The sequence below is a fragment of the Streptomyces sp. NPDC104371 genome, assembly GCF_055583785.1.
On sequence record NZ_JBVJNF010000001.1, the window covers coordinates 34,490 to 56,723 of the forward strand.

Below are 22,234 nucleotides of genomic sequence, written 5' to 3' on the forward strand. Positions count from 1 at the left end.
GTTGCGGAGGTCCTGCCCGAGGCGGCGGCCCCGACCGGCGCGGACGCGGGCCCGGCGCGCCGCGTCCGCGCAGGTCGTACCGGACGCCGGTCGACCGGCGTCCGGTGGTGCTGACGCCCTATAGAAAGAACCGGGTAAAAGAACCCGCCCTCCCTCCCGGAGCGGGAAGGGAGGGCGGGTGGGGGCGTTGCCCCGAGGACGGCGTCGGGGATCAGCATCACGAGGCACCGCCGGCGGTGAAGGTGGCCGGCACGGACGGCACCGCCTGGGCAGGCACGGGCGAGCCAGCGGGGGCATCGTCCGGGCCCATGACGTCCTCGCCGTGGTTGCAGCAGGCCCCGCACAGCAGGCGCCAGCCGCCGGGCCTTCTCGGGATGTTGTAGGCCACGTGGTCGTCATCGCCGTCGTTCTTGCGCAGGTCCCAACCGCACTCGGCGCACAACAGGCCCATCCGGGCGGCCTGCTTCTCGCTCCACCACGGCCAGGCCGCCGCCATGTTCGTGCGGATGCAGAGCCCCATCTGCCCGGGGGAGGGCTGGAAGTACACGAAGCCCCAGCCGGGCGCGTCCTCGGGCATCGGGGTGCGACGCTCCTTGAGGGAGGGCATCCACACCTCCAGCGAGGGCAGGTCCTTGGTCGCGATCCGCACCTCGTAGCCCTTGCGGGCCCGCTTGGAATGGTCGTTCGCCAAGGGGAACCGGTAGGCCGTCACGATCTCGCAGGGCACCTGCAGCACCGCCAGGTCCGCGGCGACCTCGTCGGCGTCGGGCCAGTACTCCCCGCAGTCGGCCTCGCGCCAGAACGCCAGACCGTCACGGTTGAGCACCCCGCCGCAGTTGACCCGCCCGACCATGCGGCGCTGGGCCGCCCTCTGCTCGGCGGTGGCCACGTTCGGCACCTTCCACTCCCTTCGCCGGTGCGCGGGCCCGGGCCCGCGCACCGGCTCAACGACGCCCCAGCCCGCCCGTTCCTCGCGGTTGGGCCGCCGGAGCTACTCGTCGTCCTGGTCGTCGTCGTCCACCGCGTCCGGGTCGCGCAGCGGACGCAGAGCGCCTTCGGGCTGGGAGGGGGTGAAGGCGTACCGGCCCAGGACGTTCAGGTGGCCGGCCTTGAGCGGGGACAGGCGGGCGACGTCCTCGTCCAGGACGTCGTGCTCGCGCTGGTCGGCGGGCAGCGCCCGCAGCTGCTCGACGGCGGCGTCGAGGTAGCGGGTGTTCCACAGCACCACGGCATTGAGGACCAGTCCGAGGCTGGCCAACTGGTCCTCCTGGCCGTCCTTGTAGGCCTGCTGGATGTGGCCGCGCTTGCCGTGGCAGATCGCGCGGGCCAGGGTGTGGCGGGACTCCTGCACGGTGAGCTGGCGGTTCATCCGGCGCCGGTAGGTGTCGTCCACCGGGTCGACCAGGTCGAAGAGGTGGAAGGTCTTCTCGATCCGGCCGTACTCGGCGAACGCCTGCCCCAGCGGGGTGGGGTGGCCTTCGCGGCCGAACATCCGCAGCAGGTCGTAGGCGCGGACCTGGTTGGTGATCAGCGACCCGGCCACCCGCAGCATGTCGGGCCACTGCTCGCGGATCTTCTTGAGGTTCACCTTGTTGCGGGCGATGGCCTCCAGCGGCCCGTAGCCGCTGGCCGGTTGCTCGCCGGGGATGTCGGCGCGCCAGAACCGCTGGTCGGCCAGGTCGCGGAAGCGCGGCGCGAAGCGGAAGCCGAGCATCTTGAAGATCCCGAAGACCATGTCGGAGTACGAGGCGTTGTCGGTCGCCACCATCTCCGGGCGCACCCCGCCGTCCAGGTTCAGCAGGGTGTCCAGGATGAACAGGGAGTCGCGCGGGGTGCCGGGCACCAGCATCGCGCCGATCCCCGACACCTGGTCATTCAGTGCGTTGAGCCAGGTCAGACCCCTCTTCTGCCCGAACTACTTGGGCGAGGGCGCCGAGTTGATGCTGCGCTTGGGCACGACGAACCGCAGGCCGTCCACCGAGGCGAGCATTCCGCCGCCCCAGCTCTGCGCGAGCGGCACCCGCGCCTGGGCCGAGATGAGCAGGGCGTTGCTGGCTGCGATCGTGTCGGCCCGCAGGTAGTTCTGGTCCACGTGGGAGAGCCGGCTGCGGGTCAGCTCCGGGTAGGCCGGGTTCGTCACCGGGGTCAGCCCGATGTTGCAGCTCTCGCTCACGAGCAGCGCCACCAGGCTGACCGGCAGGCCCTCCATCCGGGTCGCGCTGGTGGAGACGTGGGTGAAGGCGTCCAGGAACCCGGTCCAGGAGTGCACCTCGAACAGCAGGTCCGGCAGGTCGATGCGCGGCAGCATCGCCAGCGTGGTCTTGCGCAGCCAGTTCAGCGACCGGCTCTCGCCGAGCGCGCCGAGCTTGTCCACGCTCAGCCGGGCCCGCCCGCCCTCCGGCGGCACCACGATCTCCACCTTCGCCGCCGGGCCCGCCTCCTCCAGCCGGGCCGCCATCTGCCGCCACGCCGTGTCCAGCCCGCAGGTCAGCCCGTCCAGGTGCTCGTCCACCGGCTCGGTCAGGCTCAGGCCGGCCAGCACGTCCTCGCGCACCGCCTCCCACCGGGCGCCGTCCAGCAGCCGCGCCCGAGGGTCGGACCAGCGGTTCGACGGCGCGGCGAAGACGTCGCGCCGGGTCAGCGCGCGGTGCAGCTGCTCCAGCACGCACACCACGTAGGCGTCACGGTCGACCGCGCCCTCGGGCAGCGCGGTGTTGGAGTACACCGCCTTGCGCCAGGCCGGCGGCACCAGCTCGGCATCGATCTCCTTGGGCAGCAGCGGGCGCTGGGCCACCTTGCGCCGGGCCAGCACCGGCAGCCGCCGCACCGCCTTCAGCACGCGGCGCCCGCCCTGCGCGGCCCCGAGCGCGTCGCTGTCGCCCAGCAGCGCGAGGAACGGGCGCACCGTGTTGTACCGGCCGGTCAGCTGCTGGCGCAGCGCGATCTCCGCCGAGTCGTCGTCCTCGGGCACCAGCTGCTCGACCACCCGCACCGCGCTGTTCACCGCGGCCCGCGAGACGACCTCCTCCAGTGCCCGCCACAGCGCCGCCACATCCAGATCCGCCTCGACCTCGTCGGTCAGCTCCAGCTCGCGGATCAGCACCCGGGCCGCCTTCGCCACCGTGCGCGACGCCTTCTCCAGGTGCGGCAACATCACCAGCCGCTCCCGGTCGGAGACCCGCCGGGCCGGGTTGATCAGCCGGGTGGCCATCAGCAGCGCGAACAGGTCCAGCGCGTCGTCGATCGCCGCCGCCTCCAGGCTGCGGACCACCGCGGTCAGCAGCGCGGTGCGCTTCGGCTCCGCCGACCGCTCCAGCGTCTGGGCCTTCGAGGCGAGCCCGTACCGGGCCAGGGTGGTCAGCCGGTTCACCGGCACCCGGGTCAGGTTCACCCGGCCCAGCTGGAACGCCGAGATCTCGTTCACCCGGTCCAGCGCCCGCGCCACCGCGGTGCCGGTCGTGCGGGTCGGCGGCCGGCGCAGCCGCTCCAGCTCGGAGACCCGGGCGCCGTCAGGCACCTCCAGCAGCCGCACCAGCTCCCCCGGCAGCGCGGCGTCCGCGCGGTGCGCGGCCCGGGCCACCGTGGCGTGCAGCCGCTTCTCCGCCACCGCCCGCCGGCACCTGCCGGGCCAGCACCGAGACGCCCGGCAGCAGCACCCGGTGCCGGCGCAGCCACGCCACCGCGTGGTCGAACAGCGCCACCGGCCCCTCGGCGTGCGTCCAGGCCCGGCCATGCAGGAAGGTGCGGAACCGCCGGCCCCACCCCGCGTCCTCGAAGTCCCGGTAGCCGTAGGCGTCCCGGATCTCCCAGGCGTGCTCGTACGGCGTCATCTGCCGCTCGGTGTACCGCTTCACGCACGAGGCGTCCTCGACGCCCAGCTGCTCGGCCAGGTAGTCCGTGATATCGGGCCCCCGAGCGTGATCACCCTCAGCGCCAATCACGGCCGCTGACCTGCCCCGGAGGCTTAGCGCTAACCGCTGTACCGCTGCTACTCACGACCGAACATGCGAGCTCACCAGTCAAGCCCGAATACCCGCGAGGTCCCCGACGCCGTGGCCCGACGCTGCCCGACCTGACCGCACCGTGGAATGTGCCGAGCTTCAGCCGGGCATTCGTCCAGTTCCTCGCGGACCCGGAAGCCGGGTGACCTGTTGCACCGCTGCGAGTTCTTCGCGGGTCTGCTCCAGCTCCAGGGACAGCTCGGTGGCAGCGCGTACCAGGGCGTGAACCCGTTCTCACTCCGCTGTAAGTTCCGCCTTGATCTTCGCCAGGGCTTCGCGCAGCGTGGTGTTCTCCTCGGCCATGCTCTGGACGACCTGCGGGGTGAAGTTCTGTGCCTTGGCTCGTGCCCGGAACTCGTCCACGAGCTCCTTGTGATCGCCATAGACGACGTCGCGCCGGAGCCCGCACTCGGCGATCAGCTCGGTCCCCGTGAGCTTTCCGACGGGCGAGCGCAGGGGCGTCCCGGCCAGAAGGCGTTCTGCGGCGGCGCGTATGTCCTGACGTTCGGCTTCCCGGTCTCGATTCCTTCGTGTCATGCGACCCGGCCTCCTTCCATGTGTGTGACTTCCGGGCGTGACGCCTCGTGCTGCTCGATCACCGCGCAGATCTGCGCCGCCTTCGCGGCAGCTCGGTCCCGGCGCGGACGTGGAGTCATCGGGTCACGGGCCTCAATTTCCAGGACGGGCAGTCGCCTGCGGTGTTCGGCGATGTCCCGGTCGGTGTAAGCGAGGTTGGCGCAGGTGCTGTGGCACAGCGATTCGTCGGGCCCATCGTCGGCGGGCAGCCCCAGCAGCAGCTTCTCCTTGCGGCACTCAGCGGTTTCGGCGCGATGGACGCAGGTCATGGCTTCGCCGTGGTGGATGTCGGTGTCGCTCTGCTCAAGGAGTCGCTTGACGCTCGCCTGCGCGCGTACGGTGCGGCCAAGAAAGGCCGCGGCGCCAGCGGACCGGCGTCGGTACTCGGCTGCTGCCGGCCCGCTGACGTGCTCGTTGTCCTCCGCCAGGCGGGTCCAGTCGTCCTCGGACTGCTCGAGGACCATCTCCAGACGCTCCACTGCGACGTCGTCCAGCCAGGAATCGTCGCCGGCGGCGGCGTAATTCAGAGTGACCTTCGTCTTGAGATGGCCGTACTGAAGGCCGACGCACGATGAAATACGCGAGCGTGCGGCGAAAGCGCGACCCGTGCAGGTGCTTGATGGGATCTGGAGGAATCGCCACTGTCCCATCGGCGGGGGTGAAGGTGGAGTTCACCCAGTCCTGGAGCCTCTGCAGCTCACGGATGACCTTGCTGGATCCCCACGTCATAGCGCCCATTCGACTCCTGCGGCCGCCGCTGCCGGGCAGCCGGGTCGGGAAGAGCAGGTCGGTTGCGTGAAGCGTCTCCAGCAGGTCGATGGCGAGATGCACGGGGCGGACGACCGCCCAAGGGCGGCTGGCCGGCCTGCGCGACTCGGCCGCGGTGCGGTCGTGGCCTTTGCCGAGGTGCCCGAGCAGCAGTAGCTCCCCGGAATCGGGATCCTCCGCACGGCAGCCGCGGCGGAGATTGGACACTTCCCCGGGGCGCATACCGGATAGATAGGACACGATGACGAAGCACGCTGCCGTCACCACCCAGACAAGGTGCGGGAGTTCGGACGCGGCGATCGGTTTGTCCCTCCATGGGCGCCCGTCGACCTGACCAGTGACACTACCGATGAAGAAGTCCCCGGCCACCGGGACCCCGGAGGCTTCGGCGATCGAACGGAGCCCGAGGCCGATGGAATTGGACGCCACGGGAAGCCCGAGGAGGCAGGCCAGGTACTTGTAGTGAATCGCGCCGGGGTTCTCGGGGTCACCAGGCAGTGCGATGCCTGTGCGGCGTGCGTCCCGGAGGAAGAGATTCATCCGCTCGGGACGCGGCAGACCGGCGAACCGCGCCTGACCGGGGTGGGTTCCGGTGTGCAGCTGACGGAACTCTCGCCAGGCATCACGGACATCCGGGCCGATGTCTTCGACGATCCGCAGGGCCCAGTCCAGCAGGGGGATCATCGTGTCCACCGCGATCCTCGCGGTCTTGTTGCCGTGGCCGGTCTGGATATCCTCCGCGAGCTCGCCCGGTGAGCGTCCCTGCCACGGCTCCGTGACGAACATACGGCATTCTGGAGGCAAATGTGGCGCATAGGCCCACACGGCCCGAACGGCGCTGAAGAGCTGACGGCGTGTGCTCGTGCTGGCCTGTATGGACCGGACATGATCCAGATACAGGTCGAGATCGCGGTCGTTCACTTCGTAGAGCCGATCGATGCCGCGATGCCGCAGCCAGGTCGCAAAGGCGCGCAGGCGCTTGAACCAATTGTTCACCGTGGAGACGCTCGCCTGCTTGATCCCCGTGAACCTACCCAGAGCGGGCGGGTACGGGCTGTCGAGGGTTGCCAGGATGAAGACCTTGAAGTCGTATTCCAGCAGGTTCGGGAACGTCGGCCAGTGGAGCGTGATCGGTTCGAGGTGCCGGTCCGGCTGGGCTTCCGCCAGTGACCAGACGCGATCCCCGACCCTCGACAGTGCCGCGCGGTCGATTCCGTGCCACAGAGACCGGGTATGGAGAACTTCCCTGTGCGCAAGCTCGCTCAGCAGCGCCGGCGGAGTAGCGGCAGCGTCATTGGCCGTGGTCATCGCAGGTCCATCCGTCCGGCCATCAGGTCATTGATCATTTCCGACTGGCGCCCGGTGAGTCGCCGGCGTGCCTGGTCCTGCTCGGACTGGTGGTACTGCCCCACCAGGTCCTCGAGTCGCTCATGGTGCACCGCGTGTCTCGCGTTCCACGTCGCCACGTCGGTGTGAACCTTCAGGATGCTCATTTGATCCAAGGCCGCTATTTGCAGGGGGAGTTGGTGGGGTAGGGCGCGGGCGTTCTCGCATCCCAGGCAAGCCAGGAACGATTCCGCGCAAGGTTCGCCCGGAGGGGCCCCCGGGCTGTTGAGGTGATCGGTGCACCCCGCCAGCACGGTGTCCTGTTCACCGGAGACCAGACGTCGGAGGATCGTAGGATCCAGCCCGGCGTCCCGGGCGGCGCCCTCCAGGTCGGAGGCGGCCCGGGCAACCAGCGCGGCCGGCAGTACGGCGATGCTGCGTCGCTTGCGGGCAGCGGCTACTTGGGAGCGCAGCGCGTCCGCGACGACGACGCGGGACTGGGTGGCGACGTCCTGGCTGCGGGCGAGGTAGTGGTCGTTCATGGTGGACCGGCTGTGGGCCACCGGGCGCCGCTTGCGCTCGATGCCGGTCTGCCGCAGTCGCCGCGCCTCCACCGGCTCGACTCCGTCCTTGGTGGGCTCCTTGGTAGGAAATCCGTGCTGAACGGACCATCGAGCGATGTTCTTGGCGTCGGCCCCCCGCGTCCAGCGTTTCGCTCCGGATGTCTGCGTTCGGAATCCGGCGAAGGCCGAGCTGTGGCCGCCGTGGCGCCGGGCGAGCTGAGTCAGGTCCAACAGCAGCTGGTAGACCCGTAGCGGTGAACGAAACAGCCGGTGTTCTGGATCATCGGCGATCAGCAGATCGGCCAGTTCTTCCGGCACATCTTCCACAGGTGTCACCATGTGCTCGCGCTCCGGGCCAGGCCGGGGCTTGGATGCCTCGATCAGCGCGACCTGGGGAACTCCCTCGACTCCACCATCCGGCCGGTAGTGCGCGGCGGGCCAGGCCGCCACCGTGCCGAAGTTCTCCGCGGTCAATGCCGTCAGCAACAGGCCGAACGCCGTCAACTCCCGCGAGGAAAGGCACAACCGCCGAGTGATCACCTTGGACCCTCCCAGCTTCCACACCACGCTCACCATGGTGCCTCCAGGCACCCGTGGAAGATCACCTGTGCGCTCGAAGACGTCCAGTAGCATGCCAAGCTCGTGGTCTGGATGCCCGGATCCGACCTGTCCGGCTCGGAAGCGGGCCAGGAGATCCTGGCCGGACCGGATGCGGTCCCGCGCCACCCGAATGTCGTGCCGCAGGGCGACCATGATCCTCTGCATGGCGTCGTCGTCGTACTCCGGGACGTCGGCAAGCTCCGTCACCTCCGGCATCGGCTCCCTGTACAGCGCGTCTCGCACCTCCTTCGACAGCTTCTCGTCATCGCGCCACAGCTGCCGGAGCCGATGAAGGTGGGTGCACTGCGAGGCGGCGTTTCGTCCTTCCGTGTGCGTCCACAGCTCCACCACGTGCGCCTCGGTGACGTCTCCCGGCCCCCGGACGGCTGGGCTCTGGACGGAGAAGTAGCGGGCGAGCCAGGACAGTACCGAGTAGAGGCTCTCGGCCCCTCTCACCCGTTTCACGCCCGAACGAGGCGATGTACGTTCCGCGAAGGCGGAGGCGAACCAGCGTTGCAGGCCCTCATCAATCACGACCTGCTTCCCCTTGGGGTCCTGGATGTTGGCGAAGTCGAAGACCCGCGAGCGGTCGCCGGACTCCTCGATGACGCGCACCGCAGTACCCCCGGATGCCTCCAGTAGCCGCTCGGGGGGCCGCCAGTCGCTCGGCGGCATGCCCGCCTGGCGCCCGCCGCGCCCTCCGCCGCTCACGCCCGGTCCCCCGTCTGAACATGGGCGCTCGGGCGAGCGACACTGGTCAGTGTCCGTCCGCCCTGCTCCGCCACGGTGCGGATCAGCACTTCGACCGCTTGGGCCTCCTCGCTGTCAAGCAACTCCATCAAGTAGTCGACCTGCAGTGCGGTGAACGGCTCCAGGTACGTGTCCCGCGTTGTGGACGGGTCGGCGTGACCCAACATGAGGGACAGCGCCTACCACACGCCGCCGAACAGCTCCCGGATGTCCAGGAGTTCCTGCTCGGTGAACCCATCCAGCTGGGGCTGCCACACAGTCGAGAGCAGCGAATACCACTTGAGGGCGAAGGAGTGCCGGCACATGTGCGGGCGGCACCACAACGGCACGAGCCCCTCCCCGCCCGCCTGCGCCCAGACCCGCTGGATCCGCTCGTTGGCGGCGGTGAACGTGTCCTCCCAGCCCTCGAACTTCTTCGGCAACCCGTTCGGCGACAGCCACAGTGCCAGCGGCTCCAGCCCGGACGCGGTGCGCCGGAACAGCAGACGGCGCTCGTCGGGGCCCAGTACGTCTACCGAGAGCGATCCCCCGCTCTCCAGATACAGCAGCCGGTTTCGGGCGTTGTAGCCACGGACCACCCGCTTGTACGAGATCCTTTCGTAGGTCCCTCGCCGTTGAGCTCGGCGTATCGCCTGCGTCCGGGAACCCTCCAACGGGTCGGCGTAGCCCTCGATCTCCCGCAGTACCGCCCTCGGTATTCGGTACCACCGCCCCTCCTTGGCGCCCTTCACGCACGCCGCCGCCAACCAGGCCCGTGGAAGACGGCCTCCAGCGGAACGCGGGATCTCTACATCCAGGACGCTCCCCCACTCCTGAAGGCGCAGCCCCGTGCCGTACAACCCGTCGACGAAGACCGCGTCCCGGTCCTCGTTCGCTCCTGACCAGCCGGCTCTGCGCAACCCGTCGAAGCCGTAGCCGCGCAGACCGATGTCCCGCCACTGCTCGAAGGGCGCACGCAGCATCCACTTCACCTGCCGACCACGTGAACCCGCTGGCCGGAGCCCATCGCGCCGCTCTCCCCCAGGACCGATCCCCTGTCCAGGACGACCACCGGAGCTCGACGCCAGAGCGACCCCGGACACCGGGTTCTGGACCCCGTACTTCCCCCACGCCCAGGTGTAGAAGGTGTTCAGAGCGGCACGGTCCGTGTCGAAACTGACCGCCTTGATCCGGTCGTCATTGCGTACATCGGTCAGGCGCCAGTCCTTGAACGCCTCCACGTCCCGCGCCGTCGCCTCCCGCCAGCCCTTGTCGAACACCTGCAGGAAGTTCAACCACACGACCAGCGTGTACGCGTACCGTTTCCAAGTCCGAGCCCCGCGCGCTTTCATCGGCGAGACGCGAAAGAACAGATTCACGCCTGGATCGGCAAAGCCCGAGACAGTGACAAGGACCGGCGTGCCATGCTGAGCTCCATTCCTCGCCGCCCGGTCGTGCAGATCACTGAATTCTCCGAGTATGCCCTCACCCAAGGACGGCGGCGGCTTCAGAAAGTCGTAGAACTCGACACTCCAGCGATCCCACATCACTTCTCCAAGGGCGAGCCATGAGCCGATTACCCGACAACATTGGGAAGCCTAGTGAAAGCCGCGGAACTGGCTGTGGTCCGCCTCCGGACTCGCGCTCGTCGACTTCGAACGCACCCGTCCGGCCGCCCGTGTGCAGGACCTGGTCATCCTCACCGTCACCGAGTGGCTTGACCACCCCGACCGCGAGACGGCGTTCCTCCGTTCGTACGGGCGGGAGCTGACCGGCGCCGAGCGGCACGCGCTGCGCTGCCTGACCGCGCTGGACGCGGTCAACTGCCTGGCCTGGGGCCCGGACAACGATCATCCCGAGGTCACCACGCGGGGCCGGCGAACCCTGGACCGGCTCATGAAGGAGGTCGCGCTGTGAGCGGCATCCGCAGGTGCTTCCTGCGCGTGAAGGCCCTGCTCAGGTGTCCCGGAGAGGGATGGGGCCTCGTAGTGAGAGCCCGGCGGGTCGCGCCCGCCTCGCACGCTCCCGCGGCCGTGCCGACTGCCCGGAGAGGAACACCGTGACCATGACCGGGTCCACGGCGAACGCCGCCTACTGGGAACCGCTCTGGGCCGAAGGCCGCCGGTACCGGCCGTTGTACGAAGCCGAGTTACGGCTGATGCACGATCACCTCGGTCCTGGCCGTGCTCGCCCCGCTCTCGACATCGGCGGCGGAGACGGCATCCTGGCCCGCTACCCGCATCACGAGCTCGGATACCGCACGACCGGCGTCGACTGCTCCCCCAGCGCCCTCACCCTCGCCGCCGCCCAGGACACCGGCACGGCCTCGGGACCGGCCTGGCGATGCTGGGACATCACCACCGGCGACCCGGCCGCCCTGCCGGATGTCGCCTACGCCGTCGCCACCTGCCGCCTGGTCTACCGGTGGATGGACGACAAGGCCGCGTTCATCGACCGCGTCCGCCTCCTCCTGGCACCCGGCGGCACGTTCTGGGTCGTCACCGAGATCGCCCGCCGCCGCACGACCACCGATCCCGCCCTCCGGAAGCTCGGGATCACCGCGGCCGACGAAGAGCTGCTCACGGCCGACTGGTCCACCGTCCGCACCGCCGACCTCGATGTCCTGCGCTGCTACACCCTGCGCCCCTGACCACCCTTCTTCTTGCTGCTGGAGAGCACTTGATGCCGGACACCGATGCACAGAACACAACCGCCTGGACCACGTACGGCGCCCACCAGCTCGCCCGGGGAATCGAGCTGCCTGAACTGGAGGGGTGGGCCTGGGACATCCCCGAGGTCGGCCCCGGCGTCGAGATCTTCGGCGATGTGAGGGGGCTGCGCGTGCTCGACCTCGGCAGCGGGCTCGGCCAGCACGCCGCCCGCTTGGCCGCCCCCGGCGCGCAGGTCACCGCCGTGGACTCCTCCCCCACCCAGCACGAGCGCGCCACCGCCCGCTACCAGAACACTCGCGGTCCGCGCCTGGAGTGCACCGACGCGGCAGACCACCTGCGCGCCGCGCCCCCGTACGACCTGGTCTACTCCGTCAGCGGCCTCCCGTTCACCGACCCGCGACGGCTGCTACCCGCCCTGGCCAACGGCATCCGGCCCGGCGGCCGACTGATCTTCTCCGCGCTGCACACCAACTCCACCGGCCGCGGGCCCTCCAGCGAGGTGGCCGCGCGACCCGAGGTTCTGCGGCTGCCCGGCACCACCGAGGACCACACCGTGCACATGTGGGTGCTCACGCCGAGGCTGTGGGAAGACCTCCTCGGCGAGCATGGGTTCATCCTGGAGTCGGTCACGGCGATCGACTCCCCGCAGCCGAACAACGCCGTCTCCTACCGGCTCTACAAGGCCCGCCGCCCGGAGCGCGTGCCGCTCCCGCAGTAGTTCGCTGCCGCCAACGAACGCCGCGCTGGGGGGTCAGGGTGATCGTCCATGGCGCCGAAGGTGTCCTTCTCGGCCGTCACCGGCGTGGCACGTAGGAGCTGGCCGACGGGTCCGTGGAGCCGGGCGAGTCCTTCGCCGAGGCGGCGGTCCGCGAACTCTACGAAGACGTCGGCCTGCTGGCGGACCCCGGCGGCGTACGGGTGCTGGGCACCCTCCTCGACCAAGTGGGCGAGGTCATCCGCCTGACGGTGCCTGTCCTCGCCGTACCGGACGGTGCGGCCGCGGCACCGCGCCGCTGGGACGTACGACTCGAAGCGCTCAGGCACGACCTTGCCGCAGATGATGATCCAGCCGCCGAAATGTGGCGACACCTGCGCACCCCGCTACGCGTCAGCCCTGTCGGCGAGCAGTTCGAACCCGCGCTGGCGGCCGGCCTCGATGCTGTGCTCGGCCCGCGCTCTCTCTACGGCATCCACTTCTGACGCTGCCCGCGGTGCCACTGCCCTCTGGTCCGCCTCGACTTGGGAAGGAAGTCTCGACGGTCACGTGCAACGTGCGGTTCGCGAGATGTGCATGGCTCGGCAAGAACGGCTGGCAGCATGGACGAAATGACGACGAACCCATTTCATGACGTCACGCACGTTGCGACGCTCGGAGCCGATCTTGGCCAGTTGGGAACCGTCTTCCAGAGGTTCGAAGAGCAGGACTCTGGCTGCGTCTCGTACGGACTGCTGGCATCAGGGCAACGCTGGTTCGTGAAAGGCGCTTTGACGCCGCATGGGATCTCCTCCCTGCTGCGGGCGACGTCAGTTCACCAGAGGATCGCGCACCCGGCCATCGTGCCCCTGGTGAATTCCTTCACCACAGAAGACGGCCTTGTACTGGTCTACCCATGGATGAGTGGTGAGGTTCTTTACCATCCGCCCCTCTCACGCCATGGGGGTCGAACAACCGCTCACAGCCCGATGGCACAGTTCAGGACTCAGCCCCTCCCCCGAATTCATGCCGCACTGGAATCCATCCTCTCTGCCCATCTGGCCGTGGAAGAAGCAGGGTTTGTCGCAGTTGATTTCTATGACGGATGCATGCTGTACGACTTCAACGAGCACCGCATGGTGCTGTGCGACTTGGACGAATACCGGGCGGGGCCCTTCGTCCTGGAGGCGGACCGACTGCCCGGGTCGACGCGTTATATGGCGCCAGAGGAGTTCATACGCGGATCGCTGATCGACATTCGGACAACCGTGTTTACTCTGGGGCGGACACTCCGCCTCCTCTTGGACGCGGGCGACGAGGAGAAGGAATGGCGCGGGACACCTGAGCAATTGGAAGTCATCAGGACAGCTACTGCCGCAGCCCCGGAACGCCGGTTCCCCTCCGCGCGCTCACTCGTCAGCGCCTGGCAAATGGCAGCCTGATCCTGAGCCGTGCGCCCGGGTGCGCCGAATACGCCTGATCATCAGGGAAGTCACCGAGGCCGACTTCGCCGGAAATCCGCTACTGGGCACCGTCGTTGGTCCTGGCCCAGGACCACGTGGCTTCGTTCACTTCAAGCAGTTCTGCCTCAGATTCCGTGAAGCGGTAACTGATCGTCACCTGGCAGATGTCTTCGAGGCAGCCCAGGTACCGACCACTCCTCCCAGGGCCGGACCAGCCCATACCGCGATGGCGGCGGAGACGGACCAGAGGTCCCAGATGACCAGGGCGGTGATCAACACGCCCAGCAACAGCATTTGCAGCCCCGCAGCGGTAGTTACCTTGCGCCGTGTACTTCATTCACGCATTGCCGACATCGGTCGCATACGTTCCCCGCCCTCTGTCTTCTGTGCTTCGGCACGCATCTTGGCACTCGCGTGACATCCACGGCCAGAGCTGGATGACCGTGGTGCTTGGAGCTCGTAACAGGATCTTGTTGAGGTTCTCTGGTCGGGCGTGACTGATGCGATGATTCGGCCGTTCGCGTCGTGTGACGACTCGGCCGTGGATCGTGGAGGACGACTTGTGGGCACGGATCGAACCGCTGCTCCCACCGTGGCCGAGCGGTCGCCGGGGCCGAAGCCGGCGGATGACCGGCTGTGTCTGCAGGGCATCTTGTACGTCCTGCACCAGGACATTGCCTGGCAACTCCTGCCTCCGGAGCTGGGGTTCGGCTCCGGACAGGCCTGCTGGCGCCGTCTGGGCCGCTGGCAGAAGGCTGGCGTCTTCAAGTAAGTGCACCGCATCCTGCTCGCCGAGCTGAACGCGGCCGGTGAACTCGACTGGTCCCGTGCATGCGCGGACGGCTCTCACATCCGCGCGAAAGAGGGGGGCCGCGACCGGTCCTTCGCCGGTCGACCGGCGGAAGACGGGCAGCAAACACCACCTGATCTGCGACGGGAAGGGCACTCCGCTGCACGTGATTGCCACGGCGGCGAACGTCAACGACATCACCCAGACCCTCAATCTGGTGGACGGCATCCCGCCCGTCGCTGGCCGGCCCGGCCGACCGCGACGGCGCCCCGAGTCTGTCCTGGGCGACAAGGCGTACGACTCGAAGGCCGTACACCTGGAACTGCGGCGCCGCAGGATCCTGCCGATCATCTCCCGCAAGGGCGCCCCGCACATCAAGAGCCTGGGCAAGCTTCGCTACGCCGTCGAGCAGACGTTCGCCCTGCTCCACCAGTTCAAACGACTCGCCGTCCGATGGGAACGACGCCTCGAACTCCACGACGGCTTCGTCTCATTGGGCTGCAGCCTTATCTGCTGGAGGCGCCTCAATGAGGTCGGATCATGAGCTTGCGCTGCCATTCTAGGAGTTACGGCTCACAACTGAGTTGGCGTATGACGCGAGATCGTGGACCCAAATCTGCAGGCGCCGTCTCCTGAGCATGTTCAAGAGAGGGAGGGCGTGCTGGTAGGTCGCTGACCAGGTGATGTCGGTGCCGCCGTGGGGGGCTCGGGCCAGGTCCACAGACCCTCGATGAGATGTGAACAGCCCTGCGGCCTGTTCGTAGCTGAACCGCTGGTCGGGAACCATCTCGATGACGCGCTCGCGGCAGCACACACGTCCAGTGCAGGAACGGATGGTGCGCAGATCGTCCACACGTGCCGGTCGGTCGACTCCCGCAGGCACATCCCACTCGACGTCGGCGTAGGCGGACCACGACGGCCAGGATTCTGCATCCAGGAGCGCCGCGTAGACGATAGCGGCAGACGCCGATGAGTGCGAAGAAGCGGTAATAGCGAGGGAGGACACCCCAACAAAGATAGACCGCGTCTCACCATGATCGTGTTACGAGCCCTTAGCCGGCGCCCTGGCTGACACCATCCGACACGCCTTCCTCGACCAACTCGCCGACCGACAAGGCCATGGTCGGCACCGACTCGCCCGTCCACGGCACCGCTACCCCGGCGGGCAAGAGCTCGGCAGGCTCACCATCCACAGGCGGCGTCGCGCCGGTGCCCCGAGGCCTCCGCCGACACAGCAGCCCGATCCCGTGGAACCACGACAACGACGGCCCCCCGCCCCGCTACCCCGCTCTACCGGGTGCGGGAACACGAAGAGCGTTCCTACCGTGCCGCCGTCCCGCTGCGGGTCAGTAGCTCCTGTGCCAGATCAGTGAACGAGCACAGGAACCACCGGTTTTGGATGGGGCCAGCGGCAAGCAGGGTACGTCGAAGGAGCCACACCCTGCTGTGGGGGCGCCGTCGACAGTCGCCATGAGCGGCGGCGGCTGTCGGCGGCGCCCCCAAGCTGTGGCTTGGGCGCTGGCCCGTGCTGATGCGAGCCAACAGGGCGGTAGCGGTGGCGTGTTCGATGGCTACCGTGCGGTGGTCCCACAGTGCCTTGAGAGCGTGGACGACTGGCAAACCGACCCGCAGCTCATCGACCAGGACGTACGCCTACGGGCGGAACGGCTGGCAGCCGACCGCACCCTGCCCGCCAGACCGCCCGACCAGCAGCTTCCTCGGTCTCCCCACCACAGTTCCGGCTTTGCATGCACTCCCGTCCCGTTGCTCGATCGTCGCTGTCAGGATGGAAGCTGGAGTCCCGCACGTCAGGCCAGCCAGGGAACCGGCGAGAGTTGCGCCTGCGAAGTCCGACGTTCGGTCGGTACGTCGCGAGATGCGCCGATCGTCGTCTGCACCTCGTCTCGTTCTTACGATCACTGCGTGACCTGTGCGTACCGGTCACGTTCATCGGCTGTGCGAAAGATCATCACGTGTGGCCGCTGGATCTGGTGTGCTCCACGGGTCGGCATTCTCGGTAGCGTGAGCATCTGCCGCATGGAGTGCCCATGTGTCCGGCTGGTCCGTGCGACGGCTTCCGACGGAAAGTGATGAGGCTGCAATGAGTGAACTGACGAAGCCCGAGGTCGACGTCCCGGAGGGTGAGGCTCCTACCGAGCTGACCATCCGGGACCTGGTCGTCGGGGACGGGCCTGAGGTGAAGCCGGGCATGGTGGTCAGGGTCCACTATGTCGGTGTGACCTTCGAGTCCGGGAAGGAGTTCGACGCCTCCTGGGACCGGGGCCAGCCGTTCAAGTTCGCTCTGGGCAGCGGCAAGGTCATCAAGGGCTGGGACCGGGGAGTGAGGGGGATGAAGGTCGGCGGCCGGCGCGAGATCATCGTTCCCCCACGTCTCGGCTACGGCAATCAGTCGCCCTCGCCGTTGATCCCGGCGGGCTCGACCCTGGTCTTCGTGGTGGACCTGCTGGACTCGTATTCCAGCACAACCGGGTGGAGTAACTCCTAGGACCTGTCCGGCGGATCATGTCGTCGGACCGTACTGTCCAAATTCGGTTACGGCATGTCAGCCCGACCGCCTAGGATCCCGGCCATGCCAAGACCCTTCGGTTTCACCTATGACCAACGCCCTGACGGCACCGTGACGATCACTCATCAGGGCCGTTCGGCCGGCACGTTGCGTGGTGCACGTGCCCAGAAGTTCCTTGCGGAGGTCGAGTCGGGTGACGCCCAGTTGGTGATGGCTCGCTGGACAGGTGCGTACAAGCACGGCAATGAGCGCACGGCGCGTAATCACCCGCGCAACCGGCGCTAGGGTTCGTCCGGCGGATCATGGGCCGAGCCAGGGCCGGACCGAGGCGAGGGCCGACCAGTGCCCTCACCGTGTTGACCGCCCCCGGCAGGCAGTACTGGAGTCGGCACGTGGACAGCATCCCCGCCAACCGGCGGCTCTGGAACCGGATCAGCAGCACCTACCAGCACGAGCACGACCCGTAGATCGGCGCCCCACCCCAGCTGTGGGGTATGTACTCCATCCCCGACGCGTACCTGCACGCCCTGGGCGATGTCACCGGCAAGCGCGTCCTCGAACTCGGCTGCGGCGCCTGCCAGTGGTCCAGGGCGCTCGCCGCCGAGGGCGCCACCGCAGTCGGGCTCGGCCTGTCCGAAGCCCAACTCGCCGCAGCGGCCCGCCGACGGGCGATCGAGCGGGACGACGAGGCAGTCAAGGTGTGGAAGAAGGAGACCTGGCCGCGGGTAAGACCACTGCGGCAAAGCGTGGGGCCTGGATCGTCTTCGGGGACGAAGCTGGGCAATCGATGACTCCGCCGCGTGCCAAGACCTGGTCCCGGATCGGTCAGACCCCGGTCGTGCGGGTACGTGGCCGCGGTTCCGGCCGGATGTCGATGGCGGGCATGATCTGCTACAAGCCTGGTGAGCGGTCCAGGCTGATCTACCGCGTGCGCGAGTACCGGGGCGTAAGAGCGAGCCGAAGGGCTTCGGGTGGCGGGACTTCCGCGACCTGATCGTTCGTGCCCGCATTCAGCTCGGCGGTCCCATCGTGCTGGTCTGGGACAATGCCCGCCTCCACTTGACCGCAGGGATACGCGAGTTCATCGATGCGAACGCCGAGTGGCTCACCGTGTTCCAGTTGCCGTCCTACGCACCGGACCTCAACCCGGCCGAGGGTATCTGGTCGCTGGTCAAACGCGGCATCGGGAACCTCGCCGCCGCTGACCTCGGCCAGATCACCCGCGCCGTGAAGCGCAAGCTCAAGATGCTGCAGTACCGCCCCGAGGTGATCGACGGCTGTCTCTCGGATACCGGCCTGGCTTGCTGCGGCGTTCACTTGAACCGTGATGAGGCAGGATGCACGCCAGACCAGTACCAGAGAGAGTGAGGCCGGCGATGACCGAATCAGACGCGGTAGACCTGATCCACTTGGAGGACTCGGATGGCGACCGCTGCATCGTTCGCGTGGTCGGTCGCTACGAGCACAGTGTGCTGCCGAGTCCCAACGTTCTCGAGGCTGAGGTCTTGGCTCACGCCAGCTTCGTTGATGCCCGGCTAGAGCTCTATCTCTCCCAGCGGGACCTCGACGCCTGGCAGCAGGAGCTGACCGGCCTCGCTCCCGGCGCAGCTGCGAGCATCGGTGGGGATCGCGGGCTGAACCTCGTTCTCCACATGCAAGAGGACCGCTCTCTGGACGTGACGATCCACGATCCCGACCGCCTCAGCGCGGTGCTGTGGATCCAGCCGCAGGAGAACTGGATAGAGGAGCACCTCGAACGGCTGGAGCAGGTCCGGAAGACCTGGCCTAAGACGGCCCCTATTACGTACGAATGGTATCCACCCCAGGAGAGCTGAGTACGGTTTGGCTCCGCGAGACCGACATCACGAGTTCAGTTTCAGTAGCGGCGGATACGCCAAGGGGAATAGGCCTTGTCGCCCCCGAGGTGGTCCGGTCGGGTGCGGGACCGTCAGGCGCCGAGTCGGCCGACACGGATTCGTTCCATGAGAGGACGAGTTGCCGGGCGTCGCCGCACTGGCCCGGGGTGATCGCACGTCCTCCCCGAGCCGAGCGCAAGCCCGGCACAACGACGACCGGTTCACCTGCGCGAGGGCCCGGCTGCCCGGGATACCGCTGCACCTCCTCGTACGACCCCCGCTCGAAGAGGCGCAGGGCCAGGACGAAGTACACGACCAGCCGGGCGGGCAGGAGTCGGCGGCGGCGCTCGAGTGCTGTGCACCACCCGCCTCAAGTTCGCGGTCGTCCACGGCGACCGGCGCGTCGACCTGGACACCGTCCGCCGACTGTTCGACGCCCGCTACGTCAGATGACGACGTATCTGCCTGAGTGCTGGATTGGTGATCGAGTCCGCTGCGAGGTCGCGCAGGTCCCGGCCGAGCGTAGGCCGGTCCGTCGGTTATGCGGCGGTGGCGCCCAGCAGGAGGTCGAAGGCGTCATTCGCCTCGCGGAGCACCGCCGTCGCGTCGTGGCCGCCGAGGCGCCACGCCGCCTGGTAGCAGGCGACGGTCAACTGGGCGGCAAGAACGGCGGTGGCCGGTGGGGTGCCGTGGTCGATCAGGTGTTTCTCGAGGAGGTCGGCGTAGTGCCGGGTCTTGCGGGTGTGGCGGTCTTCGAGCTCGGGGTGCTGCTTGACCAGACGGTGGTAAACCGCGTAGTGGCTGGGGTTGCGGGCGGCCTCGGTGCAGATCACGAGCAGCAGCCGCCGAGATGCGGCCAGTGCCTGCGCGAGATCCTTGAGCGGCTCGGTGGGCGCATCGCTCATGGCCGCGGTGAGCGCGCGCAGGAAGTCGTCCTCGGTGGAGAAGACGACTTCCTGCTTGTCGCCGAAGTAACGGAAGAAGGTGGTGCGGCCGATCTCGGCACGCTGGGCGATCTCGTCCACAGTGACGACATCGAACCCCCGCTCCATGAAGAGCACGAAGGCCGTCTCGATGATCCGTTCCCGGGTCTGGCGGCGTTTGCGGTCCCGCAATGACTCCACCGGAAACTTGTTCGCGCTCATTCGGCCAGGATATCCGCCCGTTCCGCCCCGCGGTCGGCGTCGACCAGGCGGCCGGCCTCGCGCCACAGCTCCTCCTCGCGGGCCTCGTCGTACGACTCTGGTGACGACGGCACGTTGCGGCCCCGATCGAGGTAGGACCCGGTCCCGGCGGTCAGCCCGGTCAGGATCGTCTCAGCGAGCCGCGCGCCCGCCTGTTGCGGCGTCATGCCCCGGCCGAGGAATCGCTGAAGCTGGAAGAATCCGTTGAGCACGGTCCGCACGGGCCCCGGGGCGTGGCGGAAGAAATCGGTGCCCGCGACGAGTGCCGGGTTGTAGGAGTAGACGCCGACGCTCTCGGGCAGGCGGCGGGCCAGCGCGTGGGTCAGGTGGACGACGCCGAGTTTGCTGGTCGCGTACGCCCGCCCGGCCTCCCGCGCGCCACCGGCACGAGGCGTCGCCAGTCGTTCCGGCGCCTCCCAGCGCGGCGGCGGCGTGGCGCCGAGCGTGTAGCGGAACTGCCCGAAGTGGCAGTCGCTCGAGGTGAGCACGATCCAGCCCGGACCGGTGAACCGGGGCAGCAACTCCCTGACGAGCAGGTAGTGGGACAGCACATTGACCCCGAAGGTCATCTCGTACCCGTCCGTGGTGCGCTTCTCGGTCGTCGTGACCGTCAGGCCGGCGTTGCCGAGATAGCCACCGAGCGGTGGCAGGTACCCGGTGTCGAGCCCACGCAGGATCTCCTCCACCGCCCGCCTGATCTCGGCGAGCGAAGCGAGGTCACAGTCCAGGCCTGTGACCCCGGAAGCGCCGGTGGCCTCGACGAGTTCCGCAGCGAGGCGCTCGCCGCCCCGGCGAGCCAGCACGACGTAGTGGTCCTGCGGCCGTTCCCGGATCAGCAACTCGACGAACTCGCGGCCGAAACCGCGGGTCACGCCGGTCAACACGATGGTCCGGCTATCCATGACAGACTCCCTGGTACTGAGTTTCATGTGGTACTCAGTACCGTAACATGCGTGGTGGTCGGCAGAGCGGTTACGGCCTCCACCATCGCGGACCAGCTCGGTGCCGCGGCTGCCTGGCAGGTGAAGGAGCATCACGTAGGGGTGGCGCATTCGATTAGCGCGCCGATGGCGGAGGCTCCGTCCTTGCCGATGGTCAGGTCGCCCTCCCAGCGGCTGGGCACCGCCCGGTCCTCCGCTTCGGCAGGCCGTCGCCCGTCAACTCGCGGAAGCGGGGCTGACATTGCTGGGCCTGGCGACGGAACTTGCGGCAGGCCCAGCCGGTACGGAGGGCCTTCACCAGGTCCCGGCGCAGTTCTCCCCGGTCTTGGGCGGAGTCGGCGCGACTCGGCGCGGGCCTCGGCGGCGTGGTGCCGGTACTGGCCCTTGATGGAGTGACGGTTGCGGCGTATCTCGCGGCTGATCGTCGATGGGCTACGGCCGAGGTCCGCGGCGATCCTCCGGACGGGTGCCCTCGCCCACACCTGGTCGGCGACCGTTGCGTTGGTGTCGCTACGCCACCCGGCGCACACCCGACGCGACAGCCGGGCCCTCAACCTGCCCACAAGCATCAATTCCCCACTGGTAGCAACAGAAAAGGCCCGTCCGCGAGCTGACGGGCCCTCATGCAAGATCGAGGTTAGAACCTGAGGGAGGCGACAGGGGCAGCAGACGATCCACGACGGTGCGGGCGGGTGAGTCGTGGAGAACGCGACCACCGCGGCGACCAGGCCGACCGGCCGGCCGACAGCCAAGGCGTAGCTTGCCGGTGCGCCTTTTAGCAGAGCTTCTTGCTGCCGCCGTCCGGAAGGTTCGGGTTGTAGATCCAACCCGGCTGAATACGCCCGCTGTAGTGCGCTTCTCCATACGTCCATACGTTCTTGACGGAGTTAACGGTGGAGCAGTGGTAGTCGAACACGACACCGGCCGGAAGCGACACGTAAGGAGTGCAGTCGGCGTACGGCCCCGGGCGAAGGGCGGTACTGGATCCCTGGGTCATCACCGACTTCGTGTCTATGTCGCGGTGCGCATGATTGAGGTTGCACGCGGCGGCGCGAGTCGGCGCCGCTGCCGTGGCTGATGCCGACGCCGATGCCGTTACCGTCAGAGCCGAAGCCAGAACCGCGACAGCAATGGAGGCTGCGCTCAGCGAAATCCCTTTCAAGCTGCCTCCGTTGAGGAATAGCGGATGATATCCGCTCAAATGGATGTGATGGAGGAATCTAGCGACACTCTCACATCAAAGGAAGCTTGATTCCAGTCGCCATATGTCTGGAAAGTGCTGCTTGTTCTTCAGGGGAGCGCTGGGCACCACCATCACACCGCCCGTGCTCACCGGCACGCTCGCCTTGCCATCAACGAACTTCCTCGTCATCGACGAGCACACAGCGGAGTCCACCGGCCTGACGGCCGGGGACCGAGTGGTCACGCTGCTGCCGACCGGCGAAAGGGGCCGAGTTGTCATCACAGCAGTCATCGCGCGCGGTCTGAACGGCGACGACACCTACGTGTCCGCCGCTGACACAGTCGGAACCGGTAAACACTCC

The 22,234-nt window shown here is 68.1% G+C and carries 21 protein-coding genes and 4 pseudogenes; 11 read left to right on the plus strand and 14 right to left on the minus strand.

Going from position 1 to position 22,234, the window contains the following annotated elements; all coding sequences use genetic code 11:
• Positions 1–217: 217 nt before the first annotated feature.
• The 8 genes and pseudogenes from ACZ60T_RS00180 to ACZ60T_RS00215 all read right to left on the minus strand — a co-directional run bounded on the left by ACZ60T_RS00180 (position 218) and on the right by ACZ60T_RS00215 (position 10,110).
• Complete coding sequence (locus ACZ60T_RS00180) at positions 218–889, minus strand: hypothetical protein (RefSeq protein WP_329863035.1); 672 nt, start codon at positions 887–889, stop codon at positions 218–220.
• A gap of 102 nt (positions 890–991) precedes the next feature.
• Positions 992–3,902: pseudogene (locus ACZ60T_RS00185) on the minus strand (Tn3 family transposase); the annotation flags it as partial.
• A gap of 333 nt (positions 3,903–4,235) precedes the next feature.
• Positions 4,236–4,538, minus strand: coding sequence for a hypothetical protein (locus ACZ60T_RS00190; protein ID WP_469663030.1), 303 nt, complete (start codon positions 4,536–4,538; stop codon positions 4,236–4,238).
• Complete coding sequence (locus tag ACZ60T_RS00195) at positions 4,535–4,846, minus strand: hypothetical protein (RefSeq protein ID WP_469663032.1); 312 nt, start codon at positions 4,844–4,846, stop codon at positions 4,535–4,537. Before ACZ60T_RS00195 ends, ACZ60T_RS00190 begins: the two co-directional genes overlap by 4 nt.
• A 34-nt stretch (positions 4,847–4,880) precedes the next feature.
• Positions 4,881–6,653, minus strand: coding sequence for a site-specific integrase (locus ACZ60T_RS00200; protein ID WP_469663034.1), 1,773 nt, complete (start codon positions 6,651–6,653; stop codon positions 4,881–4,883).
• Positions 6,650–8,449 (minus strand): hypothetical protein, encoded by a 1,800-nt coding sequence (locus tag ACZ60T_RS00205; protein ID WP_469663036.1) that lies wholly within the window; start codon positions 8,447–8,449, stop codon positions 6,650–6,652. The genes ACZ60T_RS00200 and ACZ60T_RS00205 overlap by 4 nt, the downstream gene beginning before the upstream one ends.
• Positions 8,450–8,541: 92 nt before the next feature.
• The gene (locus ACZ60T_RS00210) at positions 8,542–8,751 is read right to left on the minus strand and encodes a hypothetical protein (protein WP_469663037.1); all 210 of its coding nucleotides are present in this window, start codon (positions 8,749–8,751) and stop codon (positions 8,542–8,544) included.
• A 12-nt stretch (positions 8,752–8,763) separates the two neighbouring features.
• A complete protein-coding gene (locus ACZ60T_RS00215) occupies positions 8,764–10,110 on the minus strand; it encodes a site-specific integrase (protein WP_469663039.1) in 1,347 nt (448 codons plus the stop codon).
• 133 nt (positions 10,111–10,243) lie between these two features.
• Between ACZ60T_RS00215 and ACZ60T_RS00220 the strand changes: the two genes are divergently transcribed.
• From ACZ60T_RS00220 to ACZ60T_RS00250, 7 genes are all read left to right on the plus strand, one after another.
• Positions 10,244–10,480: a hypothetical protein gene (locus tag ACZ60T_RS00220; RefSeq protein WP_469663041.1), complete on the plus strand. Its 237-nt coding sequence runs from the start codon at positions 10,244–10,246 to the stop codon at positions 10,478–10,480.
• Positions 10,481–10,628: 148 nt separating this feature from the next.
• Entirely contained in the window at positions 10,629–11,213 is a 585-nt protein-coding gene (locus ACZ60T_RS00225) for a class I SAM-dependent methyltransferase (protein WP_469663043.1), read from the plus strand.
• Between the two features lie 32 nt (positions 11,214–11,245).
• Positions 11,246–11,953 (plus strand): class I SAM-dependent methyltransferase, encoded by a 708-nt coding sequence (locus ACZ60T_RS00230; RefSeq protein ID WP_469663045.1) that lies wholly within the window; start codon positions 11,246–11,248, stop codon positions 11,951–11,953.
• Positions 11,954–12,066: 113 nt separating this feature from the next.
• Entirely contained in the window at positions 12,067–12,435 is a 369-nt protein-coding gene (locus ACZ60T_RS00235) for a hypothetical protein (RefSeq protein ID WP_469663047.1), read from the plus strand.
• A 117-nt stretch (positions 12,436–12,552) separates the two neighbouring features.
• Positions 12,553–13,371, plus strand: coding sequence for a protein kinase family protein (locus ACZ60T_RS00240; RefSeq protein ID WP_469663049.1), 819 nt, complete (start codon positions 12,553–12,555; stop codon positions 13,369–13,371).
• A 583-nt stretch (positions 13,372–13,954) separates the two neighbouring features.
• Entirely contained in the window at positions 13,955–14,164 is a 210-nt protein-coding gene (locus tag ACZ60T_RS00245) for a transposase (protein ID WP_469663051.1), read from the plus strand.
• 55 nt (positions 14,165–14,219) lie between these two features.
• The gene (locus tag ACZ60T_RS00250; RefSeq protein ID WP_469663053.1) at positions 14,220–14,726 is read left to right on the plus strand and encodes an IS5 family transposase; all 507 of its coding nucleotides are present in this window, start codon (positions 14,220–14,222) and stop codon (positions 14,724–14,726) included.
• Positions 14,727–14,741: 15 nt separating this feature from the next.
• On the opposite strand, the gene ACZ60T_RS00255 is transcribed toward ACZ60T_RS00250, so the two are convergent.
• A complete protein-coding gene (locus ACZ60T_RS00255) occupies positions 14,742–15,188 on the minus strand; it encodes an SRPBCC family protein (protein ID WP_469663055.1) in 447 nt (148 codons plus the stop codon).
• Positions 15,189–16,283: 1,095 nt separating this feature from the next.
• Here ACZ60T_RS00255 and ACZ60T_RS00260 point away from each other — a divergent pair.
• The 4 genes and pseudogenes from ACZ60T_RS00260 (at position 16,284) to ACZ60T_RS00275 (ending at position 18,544) form a co-directional block, all read left to right on the plus strand.
• Positions 16,284–16,688 (plus strand): FKBP-type peptidyl-prolyl cis-trans isomerase, encoded by a 405-nt coding sequence (locus ACZ60T_RS00260; RefSeq protein WP_469663057.1) that lies wholly within the window; start codon positions 16,284–16,286, stop codon positions 16,686–16,688.
• Positions 16,689–16,772: 84 nt separating this feature from the next.
• A complete protein-coding gene (locus ACZ60T_RS00265; protein ID WP_469663058.1) occupies positions 16,773–16,994 on the plus strand; it encodes a hypothetical protein in 222 nt (73 codons plus the stop codon).
• Between the two features lie 377 nt (positions 16,995–17,371).
• A pseudogene (locus ACZ60T_RS00270) lies at positions 17,372–18,077 on the plus strand (IS630 family transposase); the annotation flags it as partial.
• Positions 18,078–18,085: 8 nt separating this feature from the next.
• Positions 18,086–18,544, plus strand: coding sequence for a DUF5959 family protein (locus ACZ60T_RS00275; protein ID WP_469663060.1), 459 nt, complete (start codon positions 18,086–18,088; stop codon positions 18,542–18,544).
• Between the two features lie 44 nt (positions 18,545–18,588).
• Here ACZ60T_RS00275 and ACZ60T_RS00280 read toward each other — a convergent pair.
• From ACZ60T_RS00280 to ACZ60T_RS00300, 5 genes and pseudogenes are all read right to left on the minus strand, one after another.
• Positions 18,589–18,746: pseudogene (locus ACZ60T_RS00280) on the minus strand (IS5/IS1182 family transposase); the annotation flags it as partial.
• Between the two features lie 358 nt (positions 18,747–19,104).
• Entirely contained in the window at positions 19,105–19,710 is a 606-nt protein-coding gene (locus ACZ60T_RS00285) for a TetR/AcrR family transcriptional regulator (protein ID WP_469663062.1), read from the minus strand.
• Complete coding sequence (locus tag ACZ60T_RS00290; RefSeq protein WP_469663064.1) at positions 19,707–20,651, minus strand: SDR family NAD(P)-dependent oxidoreductase; 945 nt, start codon at positions 20,649–20,651, stop codon at positions 19,707–19,709. The genes ACZ60T_RS00285 and ACZ60T_RS00290 overlap by 4 nt, the downstream gene beginning before the upstream one ends.
• A 149-nt stretch (positions 20,652–20,800) precedes the next feature.
• Positions 20,801–21,184 (minus strand): annotated as a pseudogene (locus ACZ60T_RS00295) (helix-turn-helix domain-containing protein); the annotation flags it as partial.
• A gap of 281 nt (positions 21,185–21,465) precedes the next feature.
• Positions 21,466–21,891: an SH3 domain-containing protein gene (locus tag ACZ60T_RS00300; protein WP_469663066.1), complete on the minus strand. Its 426-nt coding sequence runs from the start codon at positions 21,889–21,891 to the stop codon at positions 21,466–21,468.
• Positions 21,892–22,234: the final 343 nt, after the last annotated feature.